This is a genomic window from Streptomyces sp. NPDC102441 (assembly GCF_044765585.1).
Lineage (GTDB): Bacteria > Actinomycetota > Actinomycetes > Streptomycetales > Streptomycetaceae > Streptomyces.
Genome location: NZ_JBIWKH010000004.1, coordinates 149,616 through 170,444 on the forward strand (window position 1 = coordinate 149,616; position 20,829 = coordinate 170,444).

The following is a 20,829-nucleotide window of genomic DNA, read 5'->3' on the forward strand; positions in this document are numbered from 1 at the left end:
GGCCGTCACCGCACTGTCAGCACCAGTTTGCCCGCGGTGCGGCCCGTGCCGCCGAGTTCGTGTGCCTTCGCCGCGTCCGCCAGTTCGAACGAGCCGGCGACCTCGGCTCGGAGCCGGCCGTCGGCCGCAAGGCGGGCGATCGCGACCTCGCCGTTGGGAGGGGCATCCCATAAGTGGCGATTTGGCTGTCCTCAACTTCCCAATGGCCCCGCGGAGGTCAGGTCGAAGGGGGTGGGGGGCCGGTCCTTCCAAATGCGGCGGGAGGCCTGCTCCGGGTACGGCGCCGTCCTCGGTTCGGCCGCCAGGATGCGGGTGAGCTGCCCGGCGGCGGTGTAGGCGGGCCATCCGGGGGTTCCCACGGTGGCGAACCGGGCCCAGGCCTGCTGGAGTTCGCGCGACACCGCTACGGCCTCGGGGTCAGGCCGGTCGCCCAGGATCTGCTTGCCGGTGGGGCTGTCCAGCGTGCCGAACGCCAGGGGTACGTCGAGGCTGTGGCAGGCGCCCAGGGCCCCTCCGAGGGCCGGGGACGTCAGCCGCAGTTCGAACAGGAACGAGCTGCCGCCTGCTGCGGCGTTCGCCTCGGCGAGCAGGAGCGACGGCATCCGGAAGGTGCTGTCGGAGTACACCGTTTCGAGCAGGTCCTCCGGGGTGGCCTGCGGGTCGGCGGCCCGGTAGGCGTCCGGCCCGTCCGGTGGCGGGGCGAACAGGTCAAGTGCGGTGCGGGCGTCCTCTTCGGTGAACGTGCCCCGCCGTCCGCCCATGACGCTGAACAGCCGGAACTCGTCGCGGGTATGGCCGACGAGGAGTTCGATCCCGCTCGCGTTGCCGCTGGTCAAAGCGGTCCAGGGCGTTTCGGTGAGGATTTCGCCGTCGATCACGGGGCACACGGCGATCCCGAGCGCGGTGAGCCGCCCCCACTGCCGCTGGTGCTGGGGGAGGTCGGCGCAGAGGGAGGTGACCTCCTCGGCCAGGCGGCGGGGGGTGACCTCGGCGAGGGACTCGGCGGTGGGGGCCTTGCCGAGCCTCTCCGCGAGCACCGCGGAGACCTGTTCCGCCAGTGCGGGGGTGCAGTGGAAGCCGGGCACGGAGTGGGTGACCGCCCGGCGGAACAGGCCGCGTACCGGCGTCATGGTCAGCAGGGCCGCGATCGACCCCGCCCCGGCGGACTGCCCGGCCACGGTGACCAGGCCCGGGTCTCCGCCGAAGGCGGCGATGTTCGGCCGCACCCACTGCAGCGCCGCGATCTGGTCGAGGAGCCCACGGTTGGGCGGGGCGCCGTCGAGGAGGGCGAAGCCCTCCGCTCCCACCCGGTAGTTGATGCTCACGACGACGAGCCCGGCGTCGGCCAGTGCCGACGGGTCGTACGTCGGGTCGCTCGACGCCCCCGCCATGTAGCCGCCGCCGGGGATCCATACGAGCACCGGCAGCCCCGCCGCTCCCGGGTCCGGGGTGCAGACGTTGAGCGTCAGCCAGTCCGTGGCCTCGCCCCCGGCCCCGGCCGAGTCCGTGTGAACCGGCCCGGACTGTGGTGCCGCAGGGCCGAACTCCGCTGCCTGCCGTGTCCCTTCCCAGGGGCGGGGCTCGGCGGGTGCGGCGAACCGGAGCGCGCCCACGGGCGGTTGGGCGTAAGGGATGCCCCGGAAGACCGCGTGGCCCCGCCGGCGGCGGCCCTCGACCATGCCCTCCGTGGTGCGTATCCGTGGCTGATCAGGCATGCTCATGGCTTTCCCCTCGGCAGGCGCGGCAGGCGGACGGCAGGCTTCCAGGGTTATCGGTCAGATGTATTATGTCAACCGTATTGGAACGAGAGGAGGGGGGTGGCGGGGTGCCCAGGCAGGTGGATCACCAGGAACGGCGGGAGGCGATCGCCCGGGCGCTGTGGCGGGTGGTGGAGCAGCGCGGTGTCCTGGACCTGAGCATGCGCGAGGTCGCGCAGGAGGCGGGCATCTCGCTCGGGCAGCTGCAGCACTACTTCGCGTCCCGGCGGGAGATGCTGTCCTTCGCCATGGACTCGGCCTCCGCGCAGACCGCGGCCCGGGTCGGCCGTGGCCTCGATGCGCTCGGCGACCGGCCGCATCCCCGCGATGTGCTCCGGCTGATGCTCACGGAGACGCTCCCCCTGCACGCCGACGCCCGCACGACCAGCCGGATGAGCGCCGCCTATGTCGTGGAGGCGCTGCACGACGAAGGTATCCACGCACGTGCCCGGGACGGGCTGCTCCAAGGGCGTGCGTCCATGGAGCAGTTGATCCGCGACGCGATCGCGGACGGGTACCTCGGGGCCGATCGGGACCCGGTGATCGAGACCAGTCTGCTTCTCGCCCTCACCGGCTTCACCACCCTCATCGAGCTGGACGCCGTCGAACCCCGGGAAGTGCTCACCGCTGTCGATCGGTATCTGGACAGGCTGTTCTCGTGAGTGAGCCGGTCCGTAACCGCCGGAGGGCTTCCAGCCGCCGGGAACGCCGCACACTGCGCAGCAACCCGGCGTAGTGCCGGTTCGCCAGGCCGCTCAGCTCACGCCGTAGCGGAGCCCGTCGACGAGGAGGGCGATCATTCGCCGTGTGTGGTCGTTGTCGTCCTCGGTGGCGGGCAGGGTCAGATTGCGTGTGGCGATCAGCAGGTCCTCGGGGTCGACGTCGGAGCGGATCTCGCCCGCCTCGGCCGCCGCGTCGATGAGCGTGGTGAGTACGGGCATGAAGCGCTGCTCGAAATAGGACGGCAGGCTGTCGTAGGTCGAGTCCCCCGAGTGCAGGGCGGCGCTGAGCCCGCGCTTCGTGGCGAAGAAGAGCGCGAAGCGCTGGAGCCATCTGGTGAGCGCCTCGGCCGGTCCGTACTCCGCCGCCAGGGCGGGAGCCGCGTCGGCGCAGGCGTCGACCTCGTGCCGGAAGACCGCGGCGATGAGGTCGGAGCGCTGCGGGAAGTGGCGGTAGAGGGTGCCCGCCCCCACGCCCGCCTTCGCGGTGATCTGGCGTACGGGCGCGTCCACTCCCGAGGTGAGGAACACCTCCGCCGCTGCCGAGAGCAGGGCGTCGGTGTTGCGCCGCACGTCGGCGCGCACCCGTTTCGGGGGCTGTTCCCCAGCGGCGCCGGCGCCGGCCTCCCGAGTCGTGTCCTCGCGCACGATGCTCCCCTTGCTAAACGGAACACTGTTCCGTATTGTCGGTGCTGAACGTTGTTCCGTTTACGTAGCCTAACGCCCGGGCCGGGCGTCGGCCAAGGGATGAGGAGCTCCTCATGAAGTACCGCACACTGGGCCGGACCGGCATCAAGGTCAGCCCGTACTGCCTGGGCGCGATGATGTTCGGAGTCGCGGGGAACCCCGATCACGACGACTCCGTCCGGATCATCCACAAGGCGCTCGACGGGGGCATCAACTTCGTCGACACCGCCGACGCCTACTCGAACGGTGAGTCCGAGGAGATCGTCGGGAGGGCGCTCAAGGGCCGCAGGGACGAGGTCGTGCTGGCGACCAAGGCTTATCTCCCGATGGGGGAAGACCCCAACCGGCGGGGGAACTCGCGGCGTTGGCTGGTCCGTGCCCTGGAGGACTCCCTGCGCCGCCTGGGCACCGACCACGTCGATCTGTTCCAGGTCCACCGGCCCGATCCGGACACCGACGTGGAGGAGACGCTCTCCGCGCTGACCGACCTCGTGCGCGCCGGGAAGGTCCGGAGCATCGGGTCCTCCACGTTCCCCGCCTCGGACATCGTCGAGGCGCAGTGGGTGTCCGAGCGGCGGGGACTGGAGCGGTTCCGTACGGAGCAGCCGCCGTACTCGATCCTCAACCGGGGGATCGAGCGCGAGGTGCTGCCCGCCTGTGAGCGGTACGGCATGGGCGCCCTGGTCTGGAGCCCTCTCGCGGGCGGCATGCTCACCGGCCGCTACCGCAAGGGGCAGGTGGCCGACACGCACCGGGCGGCCTACGGCTTCAAGCACATGAGCGACGAGCGCCGGCTCGACGTGGTCGAGCAGCTGATCCCCGTCGCCCAGGACGCCGGGATGTCGCTGACGCACCTGGCGACGGCCTTCGCGATCGCCCACCCGGCCGTCACCTCCGCGATCATCGGCCCGCGCACCATGGAGCACCTCGACGACCTCCTCGCGGGTGCGGAGACCACGCTGGACGACGGGGTCCTCGACCGGATCGACGCCATCGTGCCTCCCGGCACCGACATCGGGCGGCTCGACATGGATTACGACCCCCCGGCCATCCAGCAGGCCGGCCTGCGCCGCCGCCTGTCGGACGAGCGCTCCGCCGCCTGACCGGCGTCAGGGGGTGGGCGGGGTGCCCTCCGCCCGGTCGCGGCCGTACTCCGCGAGCGCGTGGAAGGCGGCCTTGGGCTCCCACGGGAGGCCTGGATACGCGCTGCCGGTGCGTCCTTCGGCGAGGACCTTGACCACGCCGAAGGACGCCTTGTCGAAGTCGCGGTCCTCGGCCCCGGGGGCGATCTCCGTGTCGGCGTGCGGCAGGTCGTAGCGGGCGAAGGTGTAGACGAAGGCCGCCTCGATGCCGGAGTCCTCGAAGAGCCCGAGGAGTTCGGTCACGTAGCCGGCCTGCTCCTGCTCGTCGCGGATGACGGGCCGGGTGAAGCGCGCGGGGCGGGCTCGGTCGTCCCATTCGACTACCGCGTCGGCCCGGCTCGCGATGCCGGCGCCGCCACGGATGGGGGCGCAGCCGAACTCGGTGACGGCCGCCGGCTTGCCGTGCGAGGTCAGCGCCCGCAGTCCGTCGGCCAGCTGGCCGGCGTTCCCCGCGTCGCGGTAGCCGGCGTCGGTGGCGACCAGGTCGAACGGCGTCCAGTCGACGCCCTCGAAGGGGAGGGAGGCGTAGCCGATCCGGCCGCCGAACTCCGCCCGCACAGCGGTGATCGCCGTACCGAGGAACGTGTTGACCCGGGCGTGCAGGGCGGGGAGGGCGGCCCGCAGCCGCTGTGGGTCGGAGACGACGGCGACCCTGTCGGCCATGGTGTCGCCAGGGAGGAAGCCGTCGGTGAAGAGGGAGATCTCCGACCCGGTGAGGAAGACCACCTCGGCGCCGTCCCGCCGCAGTTTCTCCGCGCGGCCGGCGCTGTCGGTGAGGAAGCCGAGGAGCTCCTCCTGGGTGAGGCCGTTGGTGAACGGGCAGTACCAGACGGCGAGTCCGGCCTCGGCCGCGAGCCGGGCCGCCGTCTCCAGGCGGTCGCGGTCGCCGCCGGTGACCCGGACGGCGTCGCAGCGCAGCCCGTCGCGGATGATCTCCATCTCGCGACGGACGGTGGCGGGGTCGAAGGGCTCTCGGGTGGTGGTTCCGGCGCTGGTGAAGCCGGTGTCGAAGTTGATGCCGAAGGTGCGCACGGCGGGGCCCTCTCTGCGAGGCGAATTAGGGTACTGAACGTACCCTACTGTGCGTGCGGCTGCGCGCAGCCGTCCGGATTTGGTGTGCGTGCGCTCCGTGCCGTAGATATCGGCGTACGGGACGAGAGGGGACGACCAGTGCCGGATGCCGGTGACGGACGGCGGGAGGCCGGGGCGCCCCGGCGGCGCGGAGCGGTACTGGAGGAGGCGATCCTCCGGGCGGCGGCCGAGGTGCTGCGGGAGTCCGGTGTCGCCGGTCTGACCATGGACGAGGTGGCCCGGCGGGCGGGCACGAACAAGAACGCGATCTACCGCCGCTGGACCGACCGCGTCGCGCTCGGCGTCGCCGCGTACCGCCGGCTGGCCGCGGCGGAGACCACCGTGCCGGACACCGGCTCGCTGCGGGGAGACGCCCTGGAGCTGCTACGGGGCGCGAACAGCACCTGGTCGTCGCCGTACGGGGAGATCCTGCGCGGTCTGATCGCGGCGGCCGGCGGCACGCCGGGGCTGCTCGCCGAGCTGCGCGACCCTGAGGCCGGCGGAGGCGCCTACGAGTCCGCGTGGACGGAGGTGCTCGGCCGGGCGGTGACCCGCGGCGAGGCCACGCCGGGAGCGCTGCACCCACGGGTGGCGTCCGCGCCGGTGGCGCTGCTGCGCAACGAGTACATGACGCGTGGTGTCCCGGCCGTGCAGGACGCCGTCCTCGTCGAGATCGTCGACGAGGTCTTCCTGCCGCTGGTCCACGGCCGGGGCGCGGGCGGCGGCGTCGCCTGACCGCGTCGCCGCCGCCGTGCTCGTACGGGTGCCGGTGCCCGCCGCCGTGCTCGAAGCCGCCCCGGAGCCCGGGGCCGCCCCGGAGCCCGGGGCCGCTCCGGAGCCCGGGGCCGCTCCGGAGCCCGGGGCCGCCCCGGAGCCCGGGGCCGCTCCGGAGCCCGGGGCCGCTCCGGAGCCCGGGGCCGCCCCGCCGGCCGGCGACCACGACGTCCTGCTGCGGCGGCTCCGCGAGCTCGGTGAACTGCGCGAGGCCGGCATCCTCACCGACGAGGAGTTCGCCACGGCCGAACAGGCCGTGCTGAAGCGGCTGTGAACGCTTCGCACCCCCAGGGGGCCGGGCCCGCGCCGCCCTACTCCCAGGTCGCGGCGTCGGGGTCGATGCCATGGGCGCGCGCGGCGGCGTCGACGATTCGGCGGAACCACGTGGCGAGGCCGGCGCGGATGCCGTCGTAGTGGGCGGCGAACGCGGGGTCCGCCTCATACATGCGGGCGAGACAGACCTGCATCTGCCGGGTGAGGGGGAAGTGCGAAGCGAAGACCTCGCGATGCCGCTCGACGAGGTGGTTCGCTTCCGGGCCACCGGGTGCGACGCCGGCGTCCATCGCGTCCGCGAGGGCACGGTCCAGGTCGGCGACCGCGTCGCTGACGGCCTGCCATTCCTCCGGACCACGAGAGGCCGAGCGTTCGGCGTACTGCATCCACTGCGTCGTGTTCCCGTAGCGCCGGCGGGCCTGGGCTGGCCAGTCAGGGTCCCACTCGGGGCCGAAGATCTCGGCCTGCTGCTCGACGGTCAGCAGGAGGCCACGCTCATGGGCGTCGATCATCCGGTCCAGTCCGGCGCCGAGCTGCTGGAGGCGGTCGACGCGTTCCTCGACCTGGGCGCGCTGTGCGCGCAGCGCACCGGGCACGTCAGCGGCCGGGTCGTCCAGGAAGGCCCGGATCCTGTCCAGGCCGAGGCCGGTCTCCCGGTAGACGACGACACGGTGCAGACGCTCCAGATCGCCGGCGGTGTAGAGCCGGTATCCGGCAGCCGTGCGCAGCGACGGACGCGCCAGGCCGATCTCGTCCCAGTGGTGCAGCGCGCGGACGGTCACGCCCAGACGCGTCGAGACCTGGCCGACGGTCAGGCCGTCGGTGTCGGAGGCTTCAGGCATGGTCCTCATTGTCGCCGGGACCGGCGTCCGGCGGGGTGATCCCGATGGCTGCGAGGTTCCGCGCCTCCTGGCCGGCCGGATCGAAGGGCTTCGCCGCGGTGAGGACGATCCGCGCGTTCTCGGGGGTGGTCACCGTCACGTCGCGGGTGTTCCAGGGGGTGTCCCGTGGACCGTCGACCGAGTCCGGGCGCAACGCACGGCAGGTCTCGACAAGGGAGTCGACCTGGCTGAGCACGCACGCGAAACTGAGGCTCATCGCCGGTGGCTGCTCCGGAACGCTCTCCGCCGTGACGAGGAGTACGTCCTGGAACGCCCACCGGCGCAGATGCACAAGCGTGCCGGGGATGCCGAACAGCTCGAAGAACCCGAGGCCACGAGTCCAGAAGTCCACCGAGGCCGCCAGATCGCTGGTGGGGATCGTCGCGAACGCGGGCATTCCGTAGATGCCTTGGAACGGCTCCGGCGGGACCACGTCCGGGCCGGGGGCGGGCACGGGACTCATCTCGAACGCGTTGTAGTAGTCGCTCATGCACACCACCCTCCAGCCTCACGCAACGTGAGGGTCAAGTCCCCACGGCCCCAGCTTCTCCGGGTTGCGCACCACCCAGATCCGGGTGACGCGGCCGTCGGTGACATCGAACGACGCCACGGTCATGACGGCGCCGGCGCGCCGGGCCACCAGGCCGGGCAGGCCGTTGACCGACCGCTCCAGGAGTTCCAGCCCCGGAGCCCTGTCGGCGATGGCGACCATGTACCGGGCGATTTGCGCGCCGCCGTCGATCGGGCGCAGGGCGGCGCCGACCATGCCGCCGCCGTCGGCGGTCATCACGGCGGCCGGGTCGAGGAGGTCGACGAGGGCCGCGATGTCCTTGGTCTCCCAGGCCACCTTGACCTGCCGCACCGTGTCGGCCCGGCCGGCCGTCGTCACAGGGGCCCGCTCGGAGCGCACCCGCCGCCTGGCGGAGGCCGCCAGCTGCTTGCAGGCGGCGGGGGTCCGGCCGAGGATGCCGGCGATCTCGGCGAAGGGGTACCGGAAGACGTCGTGCAGGACGAACGCCACCCGCTCGGCGGGCGTCATCGACTCCAGGACGACGAGGAAGGCCATCGTCACCGATTCGTCCAGGACCATCTGGTCGGCGGGATCGGTGCCATGGCCGGGGCCCCACTCGGCGAGGTCGGGCAGCGGGTCCGGCAGCCATGCGCCGACATAGCGTTCACGCCGGGCCCGCGCCGAACCGAGCACGTCCAGGCAGATGCGGCCGGTCACGGTCGTCAGCCAGGCGCCGGGGGAGATGATCTCGTCCCGCCGGCTCGGTGGCAGCGCGTACCAGCGCGCGTACGCCTCCTGCACGGCGTCCTCCGACTCGGCCAGTGAGCCGAGCAACCGGTAGGCGATGTTCATAAGTTGGCGCCGCTCACCGGCTGTCCCACCGGGGGTCGTCCCAGCCGCCCTCATGCTCCCGGCCCCTCCTCGCCTTACCTTTCGCGGGCCCACTTCGTCGGGCTGGTGAGACCTTATCGATCCACTGCCCCTCCGGGCGGAAAAGGGGACCGTGCCATGGCGACCCAACTGGCGACTGCACAGCGCCGCTTCTCGTTCCTGCAGATCGCGATCATCCTGCAGACCCTGACCATCTTCCTCCAGGCGGTCTCCGCCGGACTGCTGTTGACCGCTCCCTACGGGGAGACGCTGCACAGCGTCGGAGCCCGCGTGATGTACGGGGCGTCGATGCTGTACGTGATCGCGGCGGTGCTGGCCTGGAAGCCGGGCGGCGGCTCGCCCCGGCCCGTCCTGCACGCCTCCGGCTTCCTGGTCCTCGCCTCGGCCCAGGTCGTGCTCGGTATCGCGCACATACCGTCGGTCCATCTCCCCCTGGGTGTCCTGATGTTCGGGCTGAGCTTGCTGGCGCTGGCGCGGCGCACACGGTGAGCGCGGCCCCGGCGTCGCCCGGCCGGGGGAGCGTTCTCGGCGGCGTGCGCCCAGGGCACATCTGTGCGAGCGCTCACCGGTCCTGGCGGACTGTGCGCGCGGCGGCGCGGCGAGGGACGCGTACGGCGGGATGTACCTGGACAATGGCGCACGCGCCATCCAGAGGCGCCTGAGCTCTCTCCGGCCCACGCGACCCGCTCCACGGCGGTTCGTGATCACTGGATGTGCGGCAGACCAAGGAGGACCCGTGGTGGATGTCCCGGTGGACCAACTGACCGGCGCGGCCGACGGTGTGCGTACGCGGGCCCGTGGGCAGCTCCTCGACGCTGCCCTGGAGATGTTCGGGGTGTACGGCTACGCGCAGACGTCGGAGTACGCCCTGTGCGTGACGGCCGGTGTCCCGGAGGAGGTGCTCCGGGAGGAGTTCGGCTCCCGGGAAGGCCTGCTGATGGCCCTGCACAACCAGATCACGACGGCCGGACTGCGGGCGTCCGAAGTGGCCCTGCTCTCCGAGGGGATGGACGACTGCCCGCTGGAGATGCGCTTCCGGCGGCTGTTCGACGCGTACGTCCTGGCGGTGACCCGGGACCTGCGTGAGGCGCGGGTGACGTTCGTCGAGGTGCTGGGTGTGAGTCCGGCGGTGGACGCGCACTGCAAGCGGTGGCGTGACCTGTGGACCGACTTCCTGACCGGTGAGGCCGAGCGTGCGGCGGTGCGCGGTGAGGTGGAGGAGCGGGACCACCGGGTCGTGGTGATGGTGATGGTGGGCACGGTCCACGAGCTCATGGCGCACCACGCCCGCCGCCCGCGCAGGGCCCGGCCCGGCGAGGTGTCGGAGGAGCTGACCAAGCTGGGTCTGGCGATGCTGGGGATCGAGATGGCGGGCTGAGCGTGGGCCCGGGCGCCGGGGCCGCGGTCACAGCCTGAGGTCCGCCGCTATGGGCAGGTGGTCGCTGCCGGTCGCGGGCAAGGACCGTACGCCGGTGACCGTCGCGGACCGGGCGAGGATCTGGTCGATCCGGGCCACCGGGAGCTTCGCGGGCCAGCTGAACGCGAAGCCCTGGCCCGGCCGGTCCATCAGCGAGCTGACCGGCTCCAGACCGCGGTCGTCCAGCGTGCTGTTGAGGTCGCCGAGGAGTATCACCCGGTCCAGGGGCTCGGCGGCGATGGCCTCGCCCAGGAGAGCGGCGCTCTCGTCCCGCCGGCCCGAGGAGAGCCCGGTTGCGCCGATCCGGACCGAGGGCAGGTGGGCGACGTACACGGCGACGTCACCCTGCGGCGTACGGGCCGTCGCCCGCAGGCCCCGGTCCCAGCCCTCGCCGACGTCCTTCGGCCTGATGTCCACCAGCCGTACACCGCTGAGGGGATGCTTCGACCAGAGGCCGACCGTGCCCTTGGTCGCGTGGTGGGGGTAGTCCGCTGCCATCGCCGCCTCGAACGCGGGCAGGGCCTGGGCCGTCAGCTCCTCCAGGGCGACGATGTCGGCGCCCGTCCCGGTCAGTGCCCGTGCGGTGGCGGCAGGGTCGGGGTTCACGTCGCTGACGTTGTGCTGGACCACGGTGAACGCGCCGTCCGGTGTCTCGTCCCCGGCGAGGAGCAGGCCCCCGAAGAGGGCGGACCAGGTGACCACGGGCAGCAGCAGCGCGGCCGACGCCAGGAGCGAGCGCCGCAGGAGCGCCGGGACCAGCAGGACGGGGACGGCGAGGCCGAGCCAGGGGAGGAAAGTCTCCGTCAGGCTGCCCAGGTGGCCGGGGGTGTTGGGTATCAGGCCGGGGAAGACGAGCAGGACGGCCACAAGGAGGCAGAGCAGAGCGGTCACGCGGCCCCGCCGCCGGCTCCAGCCCGGTGCCGGTCCGTCCCGCTTCTTCTGCGCCACGCGCTCGTGCTCCAGTCCGGAGGTCTCCCGGCGAGGCCTCGCACGTGAGGAGGACGCCGGGCTCCTTGATCCGGTTCCGGGGCAGCTGTCAGTGCCCCGCCTTACGGTGGGTGTTATCCGCAAGGTCACTACGGACGAAGCACTTTGGGGTTGGGACATGAAGGGAACGGCCGTCGCGGTACCGGAGGAGTCCATCCACCCGGGCATCACTCACAGGGCGACGCGGCGTGCGCTCGTCGGCGGTGTGCTTTCGGGCGGACAGGACGTCATACGGTTCCGCCACCTGTCCGGGGAGCGCATGGTCACGGCGGTCCACCTGGTCGAGGAGAAGGACGACCCGGCCGACCTCGATCCGCATATAGCGGGCACGGTGGTTGTCGGGCACCTGCTGATCGAGGGGGACGAAGCCCAGGCTGTCGTCGTGGACGGGGAAACAGGCCGGGCCTTCAGCCTGCAGATGACCGCGGCCCGGTACGCCGGGCTCCATCCGCTCGCCCCCTCGCTCGACGCGCTCGCGCGCTTCCTGGAGGCCCTCGGTGAACTCGACTCGCTGAGTGGCCGATTCGGGCACCTGGAGGGCCGCACCGGCGTTCCGGTCGCCGAGGAGGCCTCTTCGATCCTGCTCTCCGTCTTCAAGGCCGAGGACTGGGGCGAGGACGGGTGGGGGGATGTGGAAGGCGACGGCGGGGTGCCCCCGGTCTGGCGGATCGCGGCGCTGTTCCGGCCCATGGCCCTGATCGCAGCGCCGGGCAGGGGGCTGCGCCTCGATCTGCCGCCGGACTTCATCGAGGAGGAGTTCGGTACGGGGGAGGTCGTCCGGATCGCCCCGGCGGAACTGCCCGAGGTGCTGGAACACGAGCCGACCCGGCGGTTCCTGGCCGAGGTCGGGCTGCCCCGGGACGGGTTGATGTTCGGGCTGGACGAGCCCGCGGACATGCTGAGGACGATGACCGCCGCCCGCGCGGAGAACATGGCGAGGCCCGAGCTGCAGCACCTCCGGATCACCGGTGCCCTGCCGGAGGGGTCGGATCACCTGCTGGTCATCGGCGGCCTGATGCACGATTTCGACGCCATCGTCGACGGCCGCACGGGCGTGGTCCATTACGCGCTCATCGACGACGAGACGGTGACGCCGGTCAACGCCGATGTGTCGACCCTGGCGTTCACGGTCTGGATGCACAGCCGGCAGCAGAAGCTGGCGGAGGAGTACGAGCTGACGGGCAGTATGGGGGAGTTCTACCACCAGCTCGCCGACACGATGGTCGCCGTGCTCTCCACGGCCGACCCGATCGCCTGCCTCCCCGCTGCCGGGCCCGACGACTACCGCTACTGGCCGGAGGTGTTCCACGACGAGGCGGGGGGCGTGCTGTGAACGTGCGACCGCCGGTCGGTCAGGCCTGATCAGGCCGCCGCCAGTGCTCCCGCGTAAGGGCCGCCCACGCCCCAGGCCTGGTGCATCGCGTCGGCGAAGGCTCCGGCCAGTTTGTGTTCGCCCGTGGGGCCGGGGTGGGTGCCGTCGTAGGTGTCCGTGTGGATGTCGTAGCCCGTGGGGTGCGAGGCCAGCAGGACCGGGGACGACGGGGAGTCCAGCTCGGCGGCCGCCTTCGCGAGCAGCGTGTTGAAGCGGTCGCACTCGGCGGCGAAGGGGGCGTCGGACTCCGCCCGGATGTTCGGTATGACGGGGAGCAGCACCAGCCTGATCCGGGGGTTGGCGGTGCGGGCCGCGGTGATGAACGCCCGGGCGTTCGCGGCCGTCTGCGTGCTGTCGGTGTAGAAGCCGAGGTCTATCAGGCCGAGCGAGACCAGCAGGACGTCGGCGCGGGCCGCCGTGACCGTGTCCGCTATGGCGGGGGCCATGTGGAGCCAGCCCTCGCCCCAGCCGGCCAGGTGCCGGCGCGCGGGCGCGGGGAAGGCCGCGTCGCCGTACGCGTGGGAGAGCGGGGCGTTCGCCTCGGTGTCGTAGAGCTCGGTGCGCGGGCCGGTGATCGCGTACGCGCCGGCGCCGAGGGTCGCATCGAGGTGCTGCCACATGCGGTAGCGCCAGGTGAAGTCGCCGGAACGCCCGATGGTCATGGAGTCGCCGACGAAGAGAAAACGCATGGCGACATCATGGCTGATCACTGCTCCGGCCTGCGACGTGACAGTGGACACTTGTGCCATGAGATCGCTGCTGACCGTCGCCGCTGCCACCGCCCTCCTGTTCCTGACGGGGACGGTGCCGTCCGTCGCGGACGACGGGGACGGGGCGGACCGGACCTTCACCATCGAGGACTCCCGGATCACCGAGTCGAGCGGTATCGCCGCCAGCCGGCTCCACCCGGGGATCTACTGGACGCACAACGACAGCGACGACGGGCCGTACGTCTACGCCGTCGACTCCCGGACGGGGAAGACCGTCGCGACGATCACCATGAAGGGTGTGGGGGATCCCCGCGATGTGGAGGCGATCTCGGTCGGGCCCGACGGGAACCTGTACGTCGGTGACATCGGCGACAACCTCGACGGTTCCTGGGACCACGTCTGGATCTACCGCTTCCCCGAGCCGAAGCGGCTCGCGGACGCCACGGTGCGGGCCACGCAGTTCGACGTGACGTACGCGGACGGGGCGCGCAACGCCGAGGCGATGATGGTCCACCCCAAGACGGGGCGGGTGTACATCGCCTCGAAGAGGGAGGGTGGCGGCGCGCTCTACGAGGGCCCGGAGAAGCTGGCCGCCGGCGGGGACAACGTCTTCCGGCGCGTGGGCGAGGTGCCGTGGGTGACGGACGGAGCGTTCTCCCCGGACGGCAAGGAGCTGGTGCTCCGCTCGTACTTCAGCGCCCGGCGTTACGCCTTCGAGAACGGGCGGCTCGGCGCCGACCACGCCGTGAGCGTGCCGCTCCAGGGGCAGTCCGAGTCGGTGACGTACACGGCGGACGGTTCGGCGATGATGTTCGGCTCCGAGGGGAAGCAGAGCGAAGTGGTGCGCGTGGAGGTGGAGGGCGGCGGCAGGACGTCCCCGAACGGCGGGGGCGGCGGGACGTCGTCCGGGGACGGCGGGGAGGACGGCGTCTCGAAGAAGGGCACCGCGACGGGCGGCGCCGTGGCCGTCGTCGTCATCGTGCTGGCCCTGATCGTGGCGAAGCGCCGCCGGGGGTAGGGCGAGAGCCGTCCGGGTCACCCCGCGGGGCCGTCGAAGAAGGTCCCGCAGTGGCAGAGTGGAAGACCGGCCCCTCCCAGGAGCCCCCGAAAATCCCGCCTCACGGAGACAGATCTGTTTATGCGGCTGCTGCTCATTCGCCACGGTCAGACCACTTCCAACGTCAAGCGCCTGCTGGACACCGCTGAACCAGGCCCCGCCCTGACCCCGCTGGGCCAGGAGCAGGCGGCGGCGCTCCCGGACGCGCTGGCGGCGGAGAGGATCGACGCCCTCTACGCCTCCACCCTGCTCCGCACCCAGCTCACCGCGGCACCCCTGGCGGCGCGGACGGGGCTGGAGGTCCGGGTGCGGGAGGGGCTCCGGGAGCTGTCCGCCGGGGAGCTCGAGATGCGCGGGGACGACCAGGCCGTCGAGACCTACATGACCACTGCCTTCGCATGGTCGGCGGGGGACACCGGGCTGCGTATGCCGGGCGGGGAGAACGGGGTGGAGGCGCTGCGGCGTTACGACGCCGTCGTCGAGGAGGCCGCGGGCACCGGGGCCGGGACCGTGGCCATGGTCAGCCATGGCGCCGCCATCCGCATGTGGGCGGCGGCCCGGGCCGAGAACGTCGACGTCGACTTCGCGTCCGCCCGGGCGCTGCGGAACACCGGGGCCGTCATCCTCTCCGGTGCGCCCGGCGAAGGCTGGCGGGTGCTGCACTGGGAAGGCCGGGCAGTCGGCGCGCAGGACAGCGGCATCGAGGAGACGGGCCCGGCGGGCGAGCCCGTCGACGGTACGGACGGCTAGGGTTTTTCGGTGTCAGCGGGGCCGGCGCAGCTCCCGCTCCACCGGCGCATCCGGCCGGCCGCCTGATCTGCCGTTGCGCTGTCCTCAGTGCGGCGGCGGGGAGCTTTCCCCGGCCGCCAGCTCCTCCGCCCCGGCCAGATAGGCGCGGACCAGGGGGCGTTCGTCGTCGCGGCGGGCGGCCACCGCGAGTTCCGAGGGGGTGACGCCTCGGACCGGCAGGCAGATGACGTGGTCACGGGCGATCAGCGCGGCGTTCCCGGACGCCAGCAGCGCCACGCCCTGGCCGTTGGCCACCGCCTCATGGGTCTCCTCGGCGCTGGCGATCACGCCCCCGATCACCGGCTCCCGGCCACCACGGGCGTCCAGGGCCAGCCAGTGGTCCCGTGTCGGTCCGGCGTTCGGAGGCAGGGCGAGGAAGGGCTCGTCCAGGAAGTCCGTGAAGTCGGCCATGCCTTCGGGATCCTCGGAAGCCCGTGCCGCGAGCGGGTGGTCGGCCGGCAGCGCGATCAGCCTCGGCTCACGGGCCACGACCACCCAGCGGTACCGCGCGGGGTCCGGCAGCGGCAGCCAGGCGAACGACACATCGCAGGAACCGTCCGCCAACCCGGCGGTACCGTCAGCCCAGTTGACCTGGCGCAATACCGGACGGGCCGAAGGGAAGCGGGCGGTGAGCCGGGCCCGCAGGGCAGGCAGCAGGCCGCGCCCCGGGCTCGTGGACATCCCGATGGTGAGCGTGCCCCGCTCAGCGGCCCTCGCCTCGTCGAGCGCCCGCTCCGCCGCCTCCCAGGCCGCCAGCACCGTACGGGCGTGCGGCAGCAGGGCCTCACCCGCCGCTGTGAGGCGGACCGTACGCCGGTCCCGGTCGAAGAGTTCGGAGCCGGTCTGCTTCTCCAGCATCCGTATCTGCTTGCTCAGCGCGGGCTGGGAGACGAAGAGCCGCTGGGCGGCCCGGGTGAAGCTCAACTCCTCGGCCACAGCGGTGAAGTAGCGGAGATCGCGGCCGTGGACGTCCATAACGCATGGCTATCACAAGAGGTCTTGGACGCGCCCCGCGGTCCGGGCGAAGGATGGGATCCACCGACGGGAAAGGTCCCGGGCGGCGGATGACGAGGGAGACCATCATGAGCGCGAACGACGGCAAGGTGTGGCTGGTCACAGGGGCGAACAGCGGCTTCGGGCGCGCCGTCGCGGAGGCCGCGGTCGCCGCGGGCGACACTGTGATCGCCGCGGTCCGGCGGACCTCCGCCCTGGACGACCTGGTCGCCGCCCACCCCGGCCAGGTCGAGGCGGTCAGCCTGGACATCACGGACGGCGAGCGGATCGACGAGGTCGCCGCCGATGTCCTGGCCCGCTACGGCAGGGTGGACGTCCTGGTCAACAACGCCGGGCGTACCCAGGTCGGGGCGTTCGAGGAGACGACCGAACAGGAGCTACGGGACCTCTTCGACCTGCATGTCTTCGGCCCGGCGCGCCTGACCCGGGCCCTCCTGCCGAGCATGCGGGAGCGGCGCGGCGGGTCGGTCGTCATGATGAGCAGCCTCGGCGGACAGCTCTCCTTCGCCGGGTTCTCCGCCTACAGCGCGACGAAGGCGGCCCTGGAACAGCTCTCCGAGGGGCTGGCCGACGAAATGCGGCCCTTCGGTGTCAAGGTGCTGATCGTGGAGCCCGGGGCGTTCAGGACCAACCTGTTCGGCAGGGGCGCGGCGTACTTCAGCGAGGAGAACCCGGCCTACGCCGGGACGGCCGGCGTGACCCGGCATACGGTGCGGAGCGGGAGCGGCAGCCAGCCTGGCGACCCGGCGAAGGCGGCGGCAGCGATCCGCCACGCCCTGGAGTCCGAGAAGACCCCCCTGCGGCTGGCGCTCGGAGGCGATGCGGTGGACGCCCTCGTCGGGCATCTGGACTCGGTGCGGGCGGAGCTCGCCGAGTGGGAGAAGGTCTCCCGGGGCACGGACCTCGACGGCGCGTGACCCGTCGGGCTCGCGGGTCCGCGAGGCCGGGCCTCGTGGGTTCGCGCCGGCCCGCGAGGCCGTTCGCCGGCCCGCTCAGGTGTCGTCGGTGATGGGCCGCAGTTCGTAGTGGAGCGTGCGGTCACGCTTCAGCCGGTGGGTGAGGGGGACGGCCACGCCGTGCAGCGCCGGGTACTTCCGGGAGAGCGTCCGGGCGGCGTGCGTGTTCTCCTTCGAGTCCTGCGGCAGGAGCCGCGCCCATGCCTTCGTCGGAGGTCCTGTCGGCGCTCCTCGCACGGTGCACGGGGCGATCTCCACCACCGGATGGTTACGCATCCGGTCGACCTTCCAGGCGGAGGAGAACGTACGGATATAGGCGTGGTCCCCCTCGACGGCGATGCTGACGGGGGTGTGGGCAGCTGATCCGTCCGGCCTGCGGCTGCTCAGCAGGACGGTGTACTGCTTCACGAAAGGCTTCAGCTCACGGATCGTCTCCATGTATCCATGGTGCATGAAAAAGGGGTGATCCGGGCCTTTCGGTTCATTGCCCCCCGCGCTGGAGGGCCAGGGTCTCGAGGCCGTCGACGATGCGGCCGAGGCCGAAGGCGAAGTGGTCGAAATCGGACCCGAAGGCGTCCGCCGACAGGGCGGCCATGCGCGGGTAGTCGCCGCTCAGCATCGCCCGCTCCAGATAGGGGCGCTGGCCCTCCCAGAAGGCGGCGTCGCTCAGACCTGTCTCGCGAGCGACTTCCATGGCGTGGTTCTCGGTGCGGGCGAGGCCCTCGACGAAACTGTTGACCGTGATGATCACCCCGATCAGCTCGGGGTCGGTGAGCCCCATGCCCCTCAGGCCGGTGAGGGCCAGTTCGAGGCCGCGCAGGGCGCTCGGGCCGAGGACCGTGCGGGCCTGGTTGATCTTGAGGAGCCAGGGGTGGGCCCGCAGGGTGGCCCGGTAGGTGCGGGCCATCACGTCGACGGCCACCCGCCAGTCGCGGGGCACCTCCGAGGCGTCCACTGTGAGCGGTTCGCCCTGTACGCGGTCGAGCATGAGGTCGAGCAGTTCGGCCTTGCCGGGGATGTACCGGTAGAGCGTCATCGTGCCGGTGCCGAGCTCCGTGGCGAGGCCGCGCATGGAGAGCGCGTCGAGGCCCTCCGCGTCGGCGATCCCGACGGCCGTGGTGACGATCCGGTCGAGCGTGAGCCCCGGTCTGGGGCCACGGCTGGGGCGTTCGCCGGTGCCCCAGAGGAGCTCCAGGCTGCGCCCGATGTCGCCGCTGCCGGTGGTGGTGCCGTCTGCCGGTCCGCTCTTCGCCATGGCCTCAGGGTAAGCCCGCCGACGCAAAACTGGGTACGGTGTACTCGTAATCGGGTACGGTGTACTCGGTTTTGGTGAGGAGCCGGAGAAGGGGAGTGAGCCATGTCCGCGTCCGGATATGCCGTGCTGGCCGAGCGAGTGGTGAAGCGGTACGGGGCGAAGAAGGGGGCAGCGGAGAAACACGCGCTCGACGGGTTCGACCTGGCGGTCCGCCCCGGGACCGTGCACGGGCTGCTCGGGCCGAACGGGGCCGGGAAGACCACCGCCGTGCGGGTCCTCGCGACCCTGCTGCGGTTCGACGGGGGCCGGGTCGAGGTCGCGGGCCTGGACGTGGCGCGTGAACCGCGCCGCGTTCGGAGCCGGATCGGGCTCGCCGGGCAGTACGCCGCCGTGGACGAGGTGCTCACGGGCCGGCAGAACCTGGAGATGTTCGGCCGCCTCTTCCATCTGGGCGGTGAGGCGCGGCGGCGGGCCGGTGAGCTGCTGGAGCAGTTCGACCTCGTCGACGCGGCGGGGAAGGGCGTCAAGGAGTACAGCGGGGGGATGCGGCGGCGGCTCGACCTGGCCGCTTCCATGATCCTCGCCCCCACCGTGCTCTTCCTGGACGAGCCGACGACCGGGCTCGACCCCCGTGGCCGAGGCGAGGTCTGGGACGCCGTACGGGCGCTCGTGGCCGGAGGGACGACGGTGCTGCTGACCACGCAGTACCTCGACGAGGCCGACAAGCTCGCCTCCCGCATCACCGTCATCGACCGGGGCCGTGCCATCGCCGACGACAGCCCGGACGGCCTCAAGGACCGGGTCGGCGGCGACCGGATCGAGGTCGTGGCCGCCGAGCCGGCCGACCTCCCGGCGGTGGCGAAGGCCGTGGACCGGGTGGCGGGCGGCGGTCTTGTGGTGACGGACGCGCCGGACCGCCGTGTGCACGCTCAGGTCGCCGACCGGGTGGCCGCGCTGACCGAGGTCGCGCGGGCCCTCCAGGACGAGGGGATCGAGGTGGAGGACATCGGGCTGCACAGGCCGAGCCTGGACGACGTGTTCCTGTGCCTGACCGGACACAGCACCGGTCTGGAGGTCGCGGCATGACCGCGCTCGGACTGCACGCCACCACCGGCCGCGAGCGGAGCCGCACGTACTGGGCGCTCGCCGACTGCTGGAACGTCACCCGCCGCAGCCTCACCCACTACCAGCGGCAGCCTCTCGCGATCGTCTGGCAGCTCGGCTTCCCGATCATCTCCGTGCTGCTGTACGGCTACATCTTCGGCAGCGCGATGAAGGTCCCCGGGGGCGGCGACTACCGGGAGTTCCTGATGCCCGGCATGTTCGCGACGACCATGACGATGGGCTTCATGAGCACCGCCATGGCTGTGGTCACCGACGCGGGCAAGGGCGTCATCGACCGCTTCCGGTCCATGCCGATGGCCCCGTCCGCCGTAGCGACCGGGCGTGGCGTCGCGGACCTCGTCGTGGCCTGTGCGGAGCTGACGATCCTGGCGGTCACCGCGCTCGCCATCGGCTGGCGGGCGGGCGGCAGCCCGCTGGAGGCGGTGGGCGCCTTCGCACTGCTCCTGCTGCTGCGGTTCAGCCTGATCTGGGTGGGCGTCTGGCTGGGGTTCGTCGTCCCGAACGCGGAGTCGGCGGGTGGCCTGTACGCCATCGCGTTCCCCGTCACGATGATCTCCAGCGCCCTGGTGGCCCCCTCGCTGATGCCCGGCTGGCTGGGCACGCTCGCGGCCTGGAACCCGGTCTCCTCCACGGTCACCGCAGCCCGGCAGCTCTTCGGCAACCCGGTGGCGAGCGGGGGCACCTGGGTCGAGGAGCACGCCCTGTTGATGGCACTGGTGTGGCCCTCGGTGATCACGCTGGTGTTCCTGCCGCTCGCCGTACGCAGATTCCAGCGGCTCAGCCGCTGACCGGGCGGAGCCCCGCGTAGGCTCCGCCCATGCAGGTCAACAGGGATCCCGAGCCTTTCTCCACCTCCCGTCTCGACGCGCTTCCGCTCGACGTCGCGCACGCGGAGGAGATGGCCGCCGTCCTCTTCGACCCCGCCCTGCACACCTACACGGGGGGCGCGCCGGAGGGCCCCGGCATCCTGCGAGCCCGCTACGAGCGCCAGGCCGCGGGCTCGCCGGACCCCGCCGAACGCTGGTGGAACTGGGTGCTCCGGGTGCGTACCGACGGGTGCCTGGCCGGTTACGTCCAGGCCACCGTGTGCGGGACGCGGGCGGAGGTCGCCTGGGTGGTCGGGACGCGGTGGCAGGGCAGGGGATACGCCAAGGAGGCCGCGGCCGGCCTGGTCCGGCACCTGCTGGACCAGGGCTCCGTCACCACCGTCGTCGCGCACATCCACCCGGACCACACGGCGTCCGCCGCCGTGGCCGCCGCAGCCGGGCTGCTGCCCGCGGGCGCGCGGGAGGACGGCGAGGTGCGGTGGCTGCGGGACGTCCCCCGGGGCGCCGCTCCTGGCCGGGTGGCGGACTCCGGACACGGTCCCTGATCACGACATGCCCGGAATTGTCTTATACCGTCGTAGAGCGCGGTGCGTGGAAACCGCCGCGACTGCCGA

At 72.2% G+C, this 20,829-nt stretch carries 23 protein-coding genes and 2 pseudogenes; 13 read left to right on the forward strand and 12 right to left on the reverse strand.

Annotated elements, in window-relative coordinates:
- Positions 1-5 precede the first annotated feature (5 nt).
- A pseudogene (locus ACIREO_RS09370) lies at positions 6-179 on the reverse strand (zinc-binding dehydrogenase); the annotation flags it as partial.
- 12 nt (positions 180-191) lie between these two features.
- On the reverse strand, positions 192-1,721 hold the full coding sequence (locus ACIREO_RS09375; RefSeq protein WP_404106912.1) for a carboxylesterase/lipase family protein: 1,530 nt from the start codon (positions 1,719-1,721) through the stop codon (positions 192-194).
- A gap of 104 nt (positions 1,722-1,825) precedes the next feature.
- Between ACIREO_RS09375 and ACIREO_RS09380 the strand changes: the two genes are divergently transcribed.
- Positions 1,826-2,419, forward strand: a complete 594-nt coding sequence (locus ACIREO_RS09380; RefSeq protein WP_404106914.1) for a TetR/AcrR family transcriptional regulator — start codon at positions 1,826-1,828, stop codon at positions 2,417-2,419.
- Positions 2,420-2,512: 93 nt separating this feature from the next.
- On the opposite strand, the gene ACIREO_RS09385 is transcribed toward ACIREO_RS09380, so the two are convergent.
- A complete protein-coding gene (locus ACIREO_RS09385; protein ID WP_404106916.1) occupies positions 2,513-3,124 on the reverse strand; it encodes a TetR/AcrR family transcriptional regulator in 612 nt (203 codons plus the stop codon).
- 113 nt (positions 3,125-3,237) lie between these two features.
- Between ACIREO_RS09385 and ACIREO_RS09390 the strand changes: the two genes are divergently transcribed.
- On the forward strand, positions 3,238-4,266 hold the full coding sequence (locus ACIREO_RS09390; RefSeq protein ID WP_404106918.1) for an aldo/keto reductase: 1,029 nt from the start codon (positions 3,238-3,240) through the stop codon (positions 4,264-4,266).
- Between the two features lie 6 nt (positions 4,267-4,272).
- Here the strand turns inward: ACIREO_RS09390 and ACIREO_RS09395 are convergent, their stop codons facing one another.
- Positions 4,273-5,337: a hypothetical protein gene (locus ACIREO_RS09395; protein ID WP_404106920.1), complete on the reverse strand. Its 1,065-nt coding sequence runs from the start codon at positions 5,335-5,337 to the stop codon at positions 4,273-4,275.
- A 138-nt stretch (positions 5,338-5,475) separates the two neighbouring features.
- On the opposite strand from ACIREO_RS09395, the gene ACIREO_RS09400 reads away from it, so the two are divergent.
- Positions 5,476-6,111, forward strand: a complete 636-nt coding sequence (locus ACIREO_RS09400) for a TetR/AcrR family transcriptional regulator (protein WP_404106922.1) — start codon at positions 5,476-5,478, stop codon at positions 6,109-6,111.
- A gap of 4 nt (positions 6,112-6,115) precedes the next feature.
- A pseudogene (locus ACIREO_RS09405) lies at positions 6,116-6,424 on the forward strand (Tat pathway signal sequence domain protein); the annotation flags it as partial.
- Positions 6,425-6,461: 37 nt separating this feature from the next.
- Here ACIREO_RS09405 and ACIREO_RS09410 read toward each other — a convergent pair.
- From ACIREO_RS09410 to sigJ, 3 genes are read right to left on the reverse strand one after another with little or no spacing between them, the layout of a single operon-like run.
- A complete protein-coding gene (locus tag ACIREO_RS09410) occupies positions 6,462-7,265 on the reverse strand; it encodes a MerR family transcriptional regulator (protein WP_404106924.1) in 804 nt (267 codons plus the stop codon).
- Positions 7,258-7,794, reverse strand: a complete 537-nt coding sequence (locus ACIREO_RS09415; RefSeq protein WP_404106926.1) for a VOC family protein — start codon at positions 7,792-7,794, stop codon at positions 7,258-7,260. Before ACIREO_RS09415 ends, ACIREO_RS09410 begins: the two co-directional genes overlap by 8 nt.
- Before the next feature lie 18 nt (positions 7,795-7,812).
- Positions 7,813-8,721, reverse strand: a complete 909-nt coding sequence (sigJ, locus tag ACIREO_RS09420; protein ID WP_404106927.1) for an RNA polymerase sigma factor SigJ — start codon at positions 8,719-8,721, stop codon at positions 7,813-7,815.
- A 102-nt stretch (positions 8,722-8,823) separates the two neighbouring features.
- Here sigJ and ACIREO_RS09425 point away from each other — a divergent pair, with 102 nt between their 5' ends.
- Together ACIREO_RS09425 and ACIREO_RS09430 are read left to right on the forward strand one after the other, a co-directional pair.
- A complete protein-coding gene (locus tag ACIREO_RS09425; RefSeq protein ID WP_404106929.1) occupies positions 8,824-9,195 on the forward strand; it encodes a hypothetical protein in 372 nt (123 codons plus the stop codon).
- A 247-nt stretch (positions 9,196-9,442) separates the two neighbouring features.
- Positions 9,443-10,084, forward strand: a complete 642-nt coding sequence (locus tag ACIREO_RS09430) for a TetR/AcrR family transcriptional regulator (protein ID WP_404106930.1) — start codon at positions 9,443-9,445, stop codon at positions 10,082-10,084.
- 27 nt (positions 10,085-10,111) lie between these two features.
- Here the strand turns inward: ACIREO_RS09430 and ACIREO_RS09435 are convergent, their stop codons facing one another.
- Positions 10,112-11,014, reverse strand: a complete 903-nt coding sequence (locus ACIREO_RS09435) for an endonuclease/exonuclease/phosphatase family protein (protein WP_404107522.1) — start codon at positions 11,012-11,014, stop codon at positions 10,112-10,114.
- Positions 11,015-11,228: 214 nt separating this feature from the next.
- Between ACIREO_RS09435 and ACIREO_RS09440 the strand changes: the two genes are divergently transcribed.
- Positions 11,229-12,443 carry an SUKH-4 family immunity protein gene (locus tag ACIREO_RS09440; protein WP_404106931.1) on the forward strand — a complete coding sequence of 405 codons (1,215 nt, stop codon included), beginning with the start codon at positions 11,229-11,231 and terminating at the stop codon, positions 12,441-12,443.
- 29 nt (positions 12,444-12,472) lie between these two features.
- Here ACIREO_RS09440 and ACIREO_RS09445 read toward each other — a convergent pair whose 3' ends face one another.
- On the reverse strand, positions 12,473-13,231 hold the full coding sequence (locus ACIREO_RS09445; RefSeq protein WP_404106932.1) for a GDSL-type esterase/lipase family protein: 759 nt from the start codon (positions 13,229-13,231) through the stop codon (positions 12,473-12,475).
- On the opposite strand from ACIREO_RS09445, the gene ACIREO_RS09450 reads away from it, so the two are divergent.
- The gene (locus tag ACIREO_RS09450; protein WP_404106933.1) at positions 13,230-14,210 is read left to right on the forward strand and encodes a WD40 repeat domain-containing protein; all 981 of its coding nucleotides are present in this window, start codon (positions 13,230-13,232) and stop codon (positions 14,208-14,210) included. The genes ACIREO_RS09445 and ACIREO_RS09450 overlap by 2 nt on opposite strands.
- A gap of 120 nt (positions 14,211-14,330) precedes the next feature.
- Complete coding sequence (locus ACIREO_RS09455; RefSeq protein WP_404106934.1) at positions 14,331-14,999, forward strand: histidine phosphatase family protein; 669 nt, start codon at positions 14,331-14,333, stop codon at positions 14,997-14,999.
- 84 nt (positions 15,000-15,083) lie between these two features.
- Here the strand turns inward: ACIREO_RS09455 and ACIREO_RS09460 are convergent, their stop codons facing one another.
- Entirely contained in the window at positions 15,084-16,013 is a 930-nt protein-coding gene (locus ACIREO_RS09460) for a LysR family transcriptional regulator (RefSeq protein WP_404106936.1), read from the reverse strand.
- Positions 16,014-16,120: 107 nt separating this feature from the next.
- Between ACIREO_RS09460 and ACIREO_RS09465 the strand changes: the two genes are divergently transcribed.
- Positions 16,121-16,969 (forward strand): oxidoreductase, encoded by an 849-nt coding sequence (locus tag ACIREO_RS09465; RefSeq protein WP_404106937.1) that lies wholly within the window; start codon positions 16,121-16,123, stop codon positions 16,967-16,969.
- Positions 16,970-17,044: 75 nt separating this feature from the next.
- On the opposite strand, the gene ACIREO_RS09470 is transcribed toward ACIREO_RS09465, so the two are convergent.
- On the reverse strand, positions 17,045-17,446 hold the full coding sequence (locus ACIREO_RS09470; protein WP_404106939.1) for a PPOX class F420-dependent oxidoreductase: 402 nt from the start codon (positions 17,444-17,446) through the stop codon (positions 17,045-17,047).
- A gap of 43 nt (positions 17,447-17,489) precedes the next feature.
- On the reverse strand, positions 17,490-18,263 hold the full coding sequence (locus tag ACIREO_RS09475) for a TetR/AcrR family transcriptional regulator (protein WP_404106941.1): 774 nt from the start codon (positions 18,261-18,263) through the stop codon (positions 17,490-17,492).
- Positions 18,264-18,365: 102 nt separating this feature from the next.
- On the opposite strand from ACIREO_RS09475, the gene ACIREO_RS09480 reads away from it, so the two are divergent.
- Genes ACIREO_RS09480 through ACIREO_RS09490 form a run of 3 tightly spaced genes read left to right on the forward strand, consistent with a single transcriptional unit; the run spans position 18,366 to position 20,760 of the window.
- Positions 18,366-19,349: an ATP-binding cassette domain-containing protein gene (locus tag ACIREO_RS09480; protein WP_404106943.1), complete on the forward strand. Its 984-nt coding sequence runs from the start codon at positions 18,366-18,368 to the stop codon at positions 19,347-19,349.
- Positions 19,346-20,176 carry an ABC transporter permease gene (locus ACIREO_RS09485; protein ID WP_404106945.1) on the forward strand — a complete coding sequence of 277 codons (831 nt, stop codon included), beginning with the start codon at positions 19,346-19,348 and terminating at the stop codon, positions 20,174-20,176. The genes ACIREO_RS09480 and ACIREO_RS09485 overlap by 4 nt, the downstream gene beginning before the upstream one ends.
- 29 nt (positions 20,177-20,205) lie before the next feature.
- Complete coding sequence (locus ACIREO_RS09490; RefSeq protein WP_404106946.1) at positions 20,206-20,760, forward strand: GNAT family N-acetyltransferase; 555 nt, start codon at positions 20,206-20,208, stop codon at positions 20,758-20,760.
- Positions 20,761-20,829: the final 69 nt, after the last annotated feature.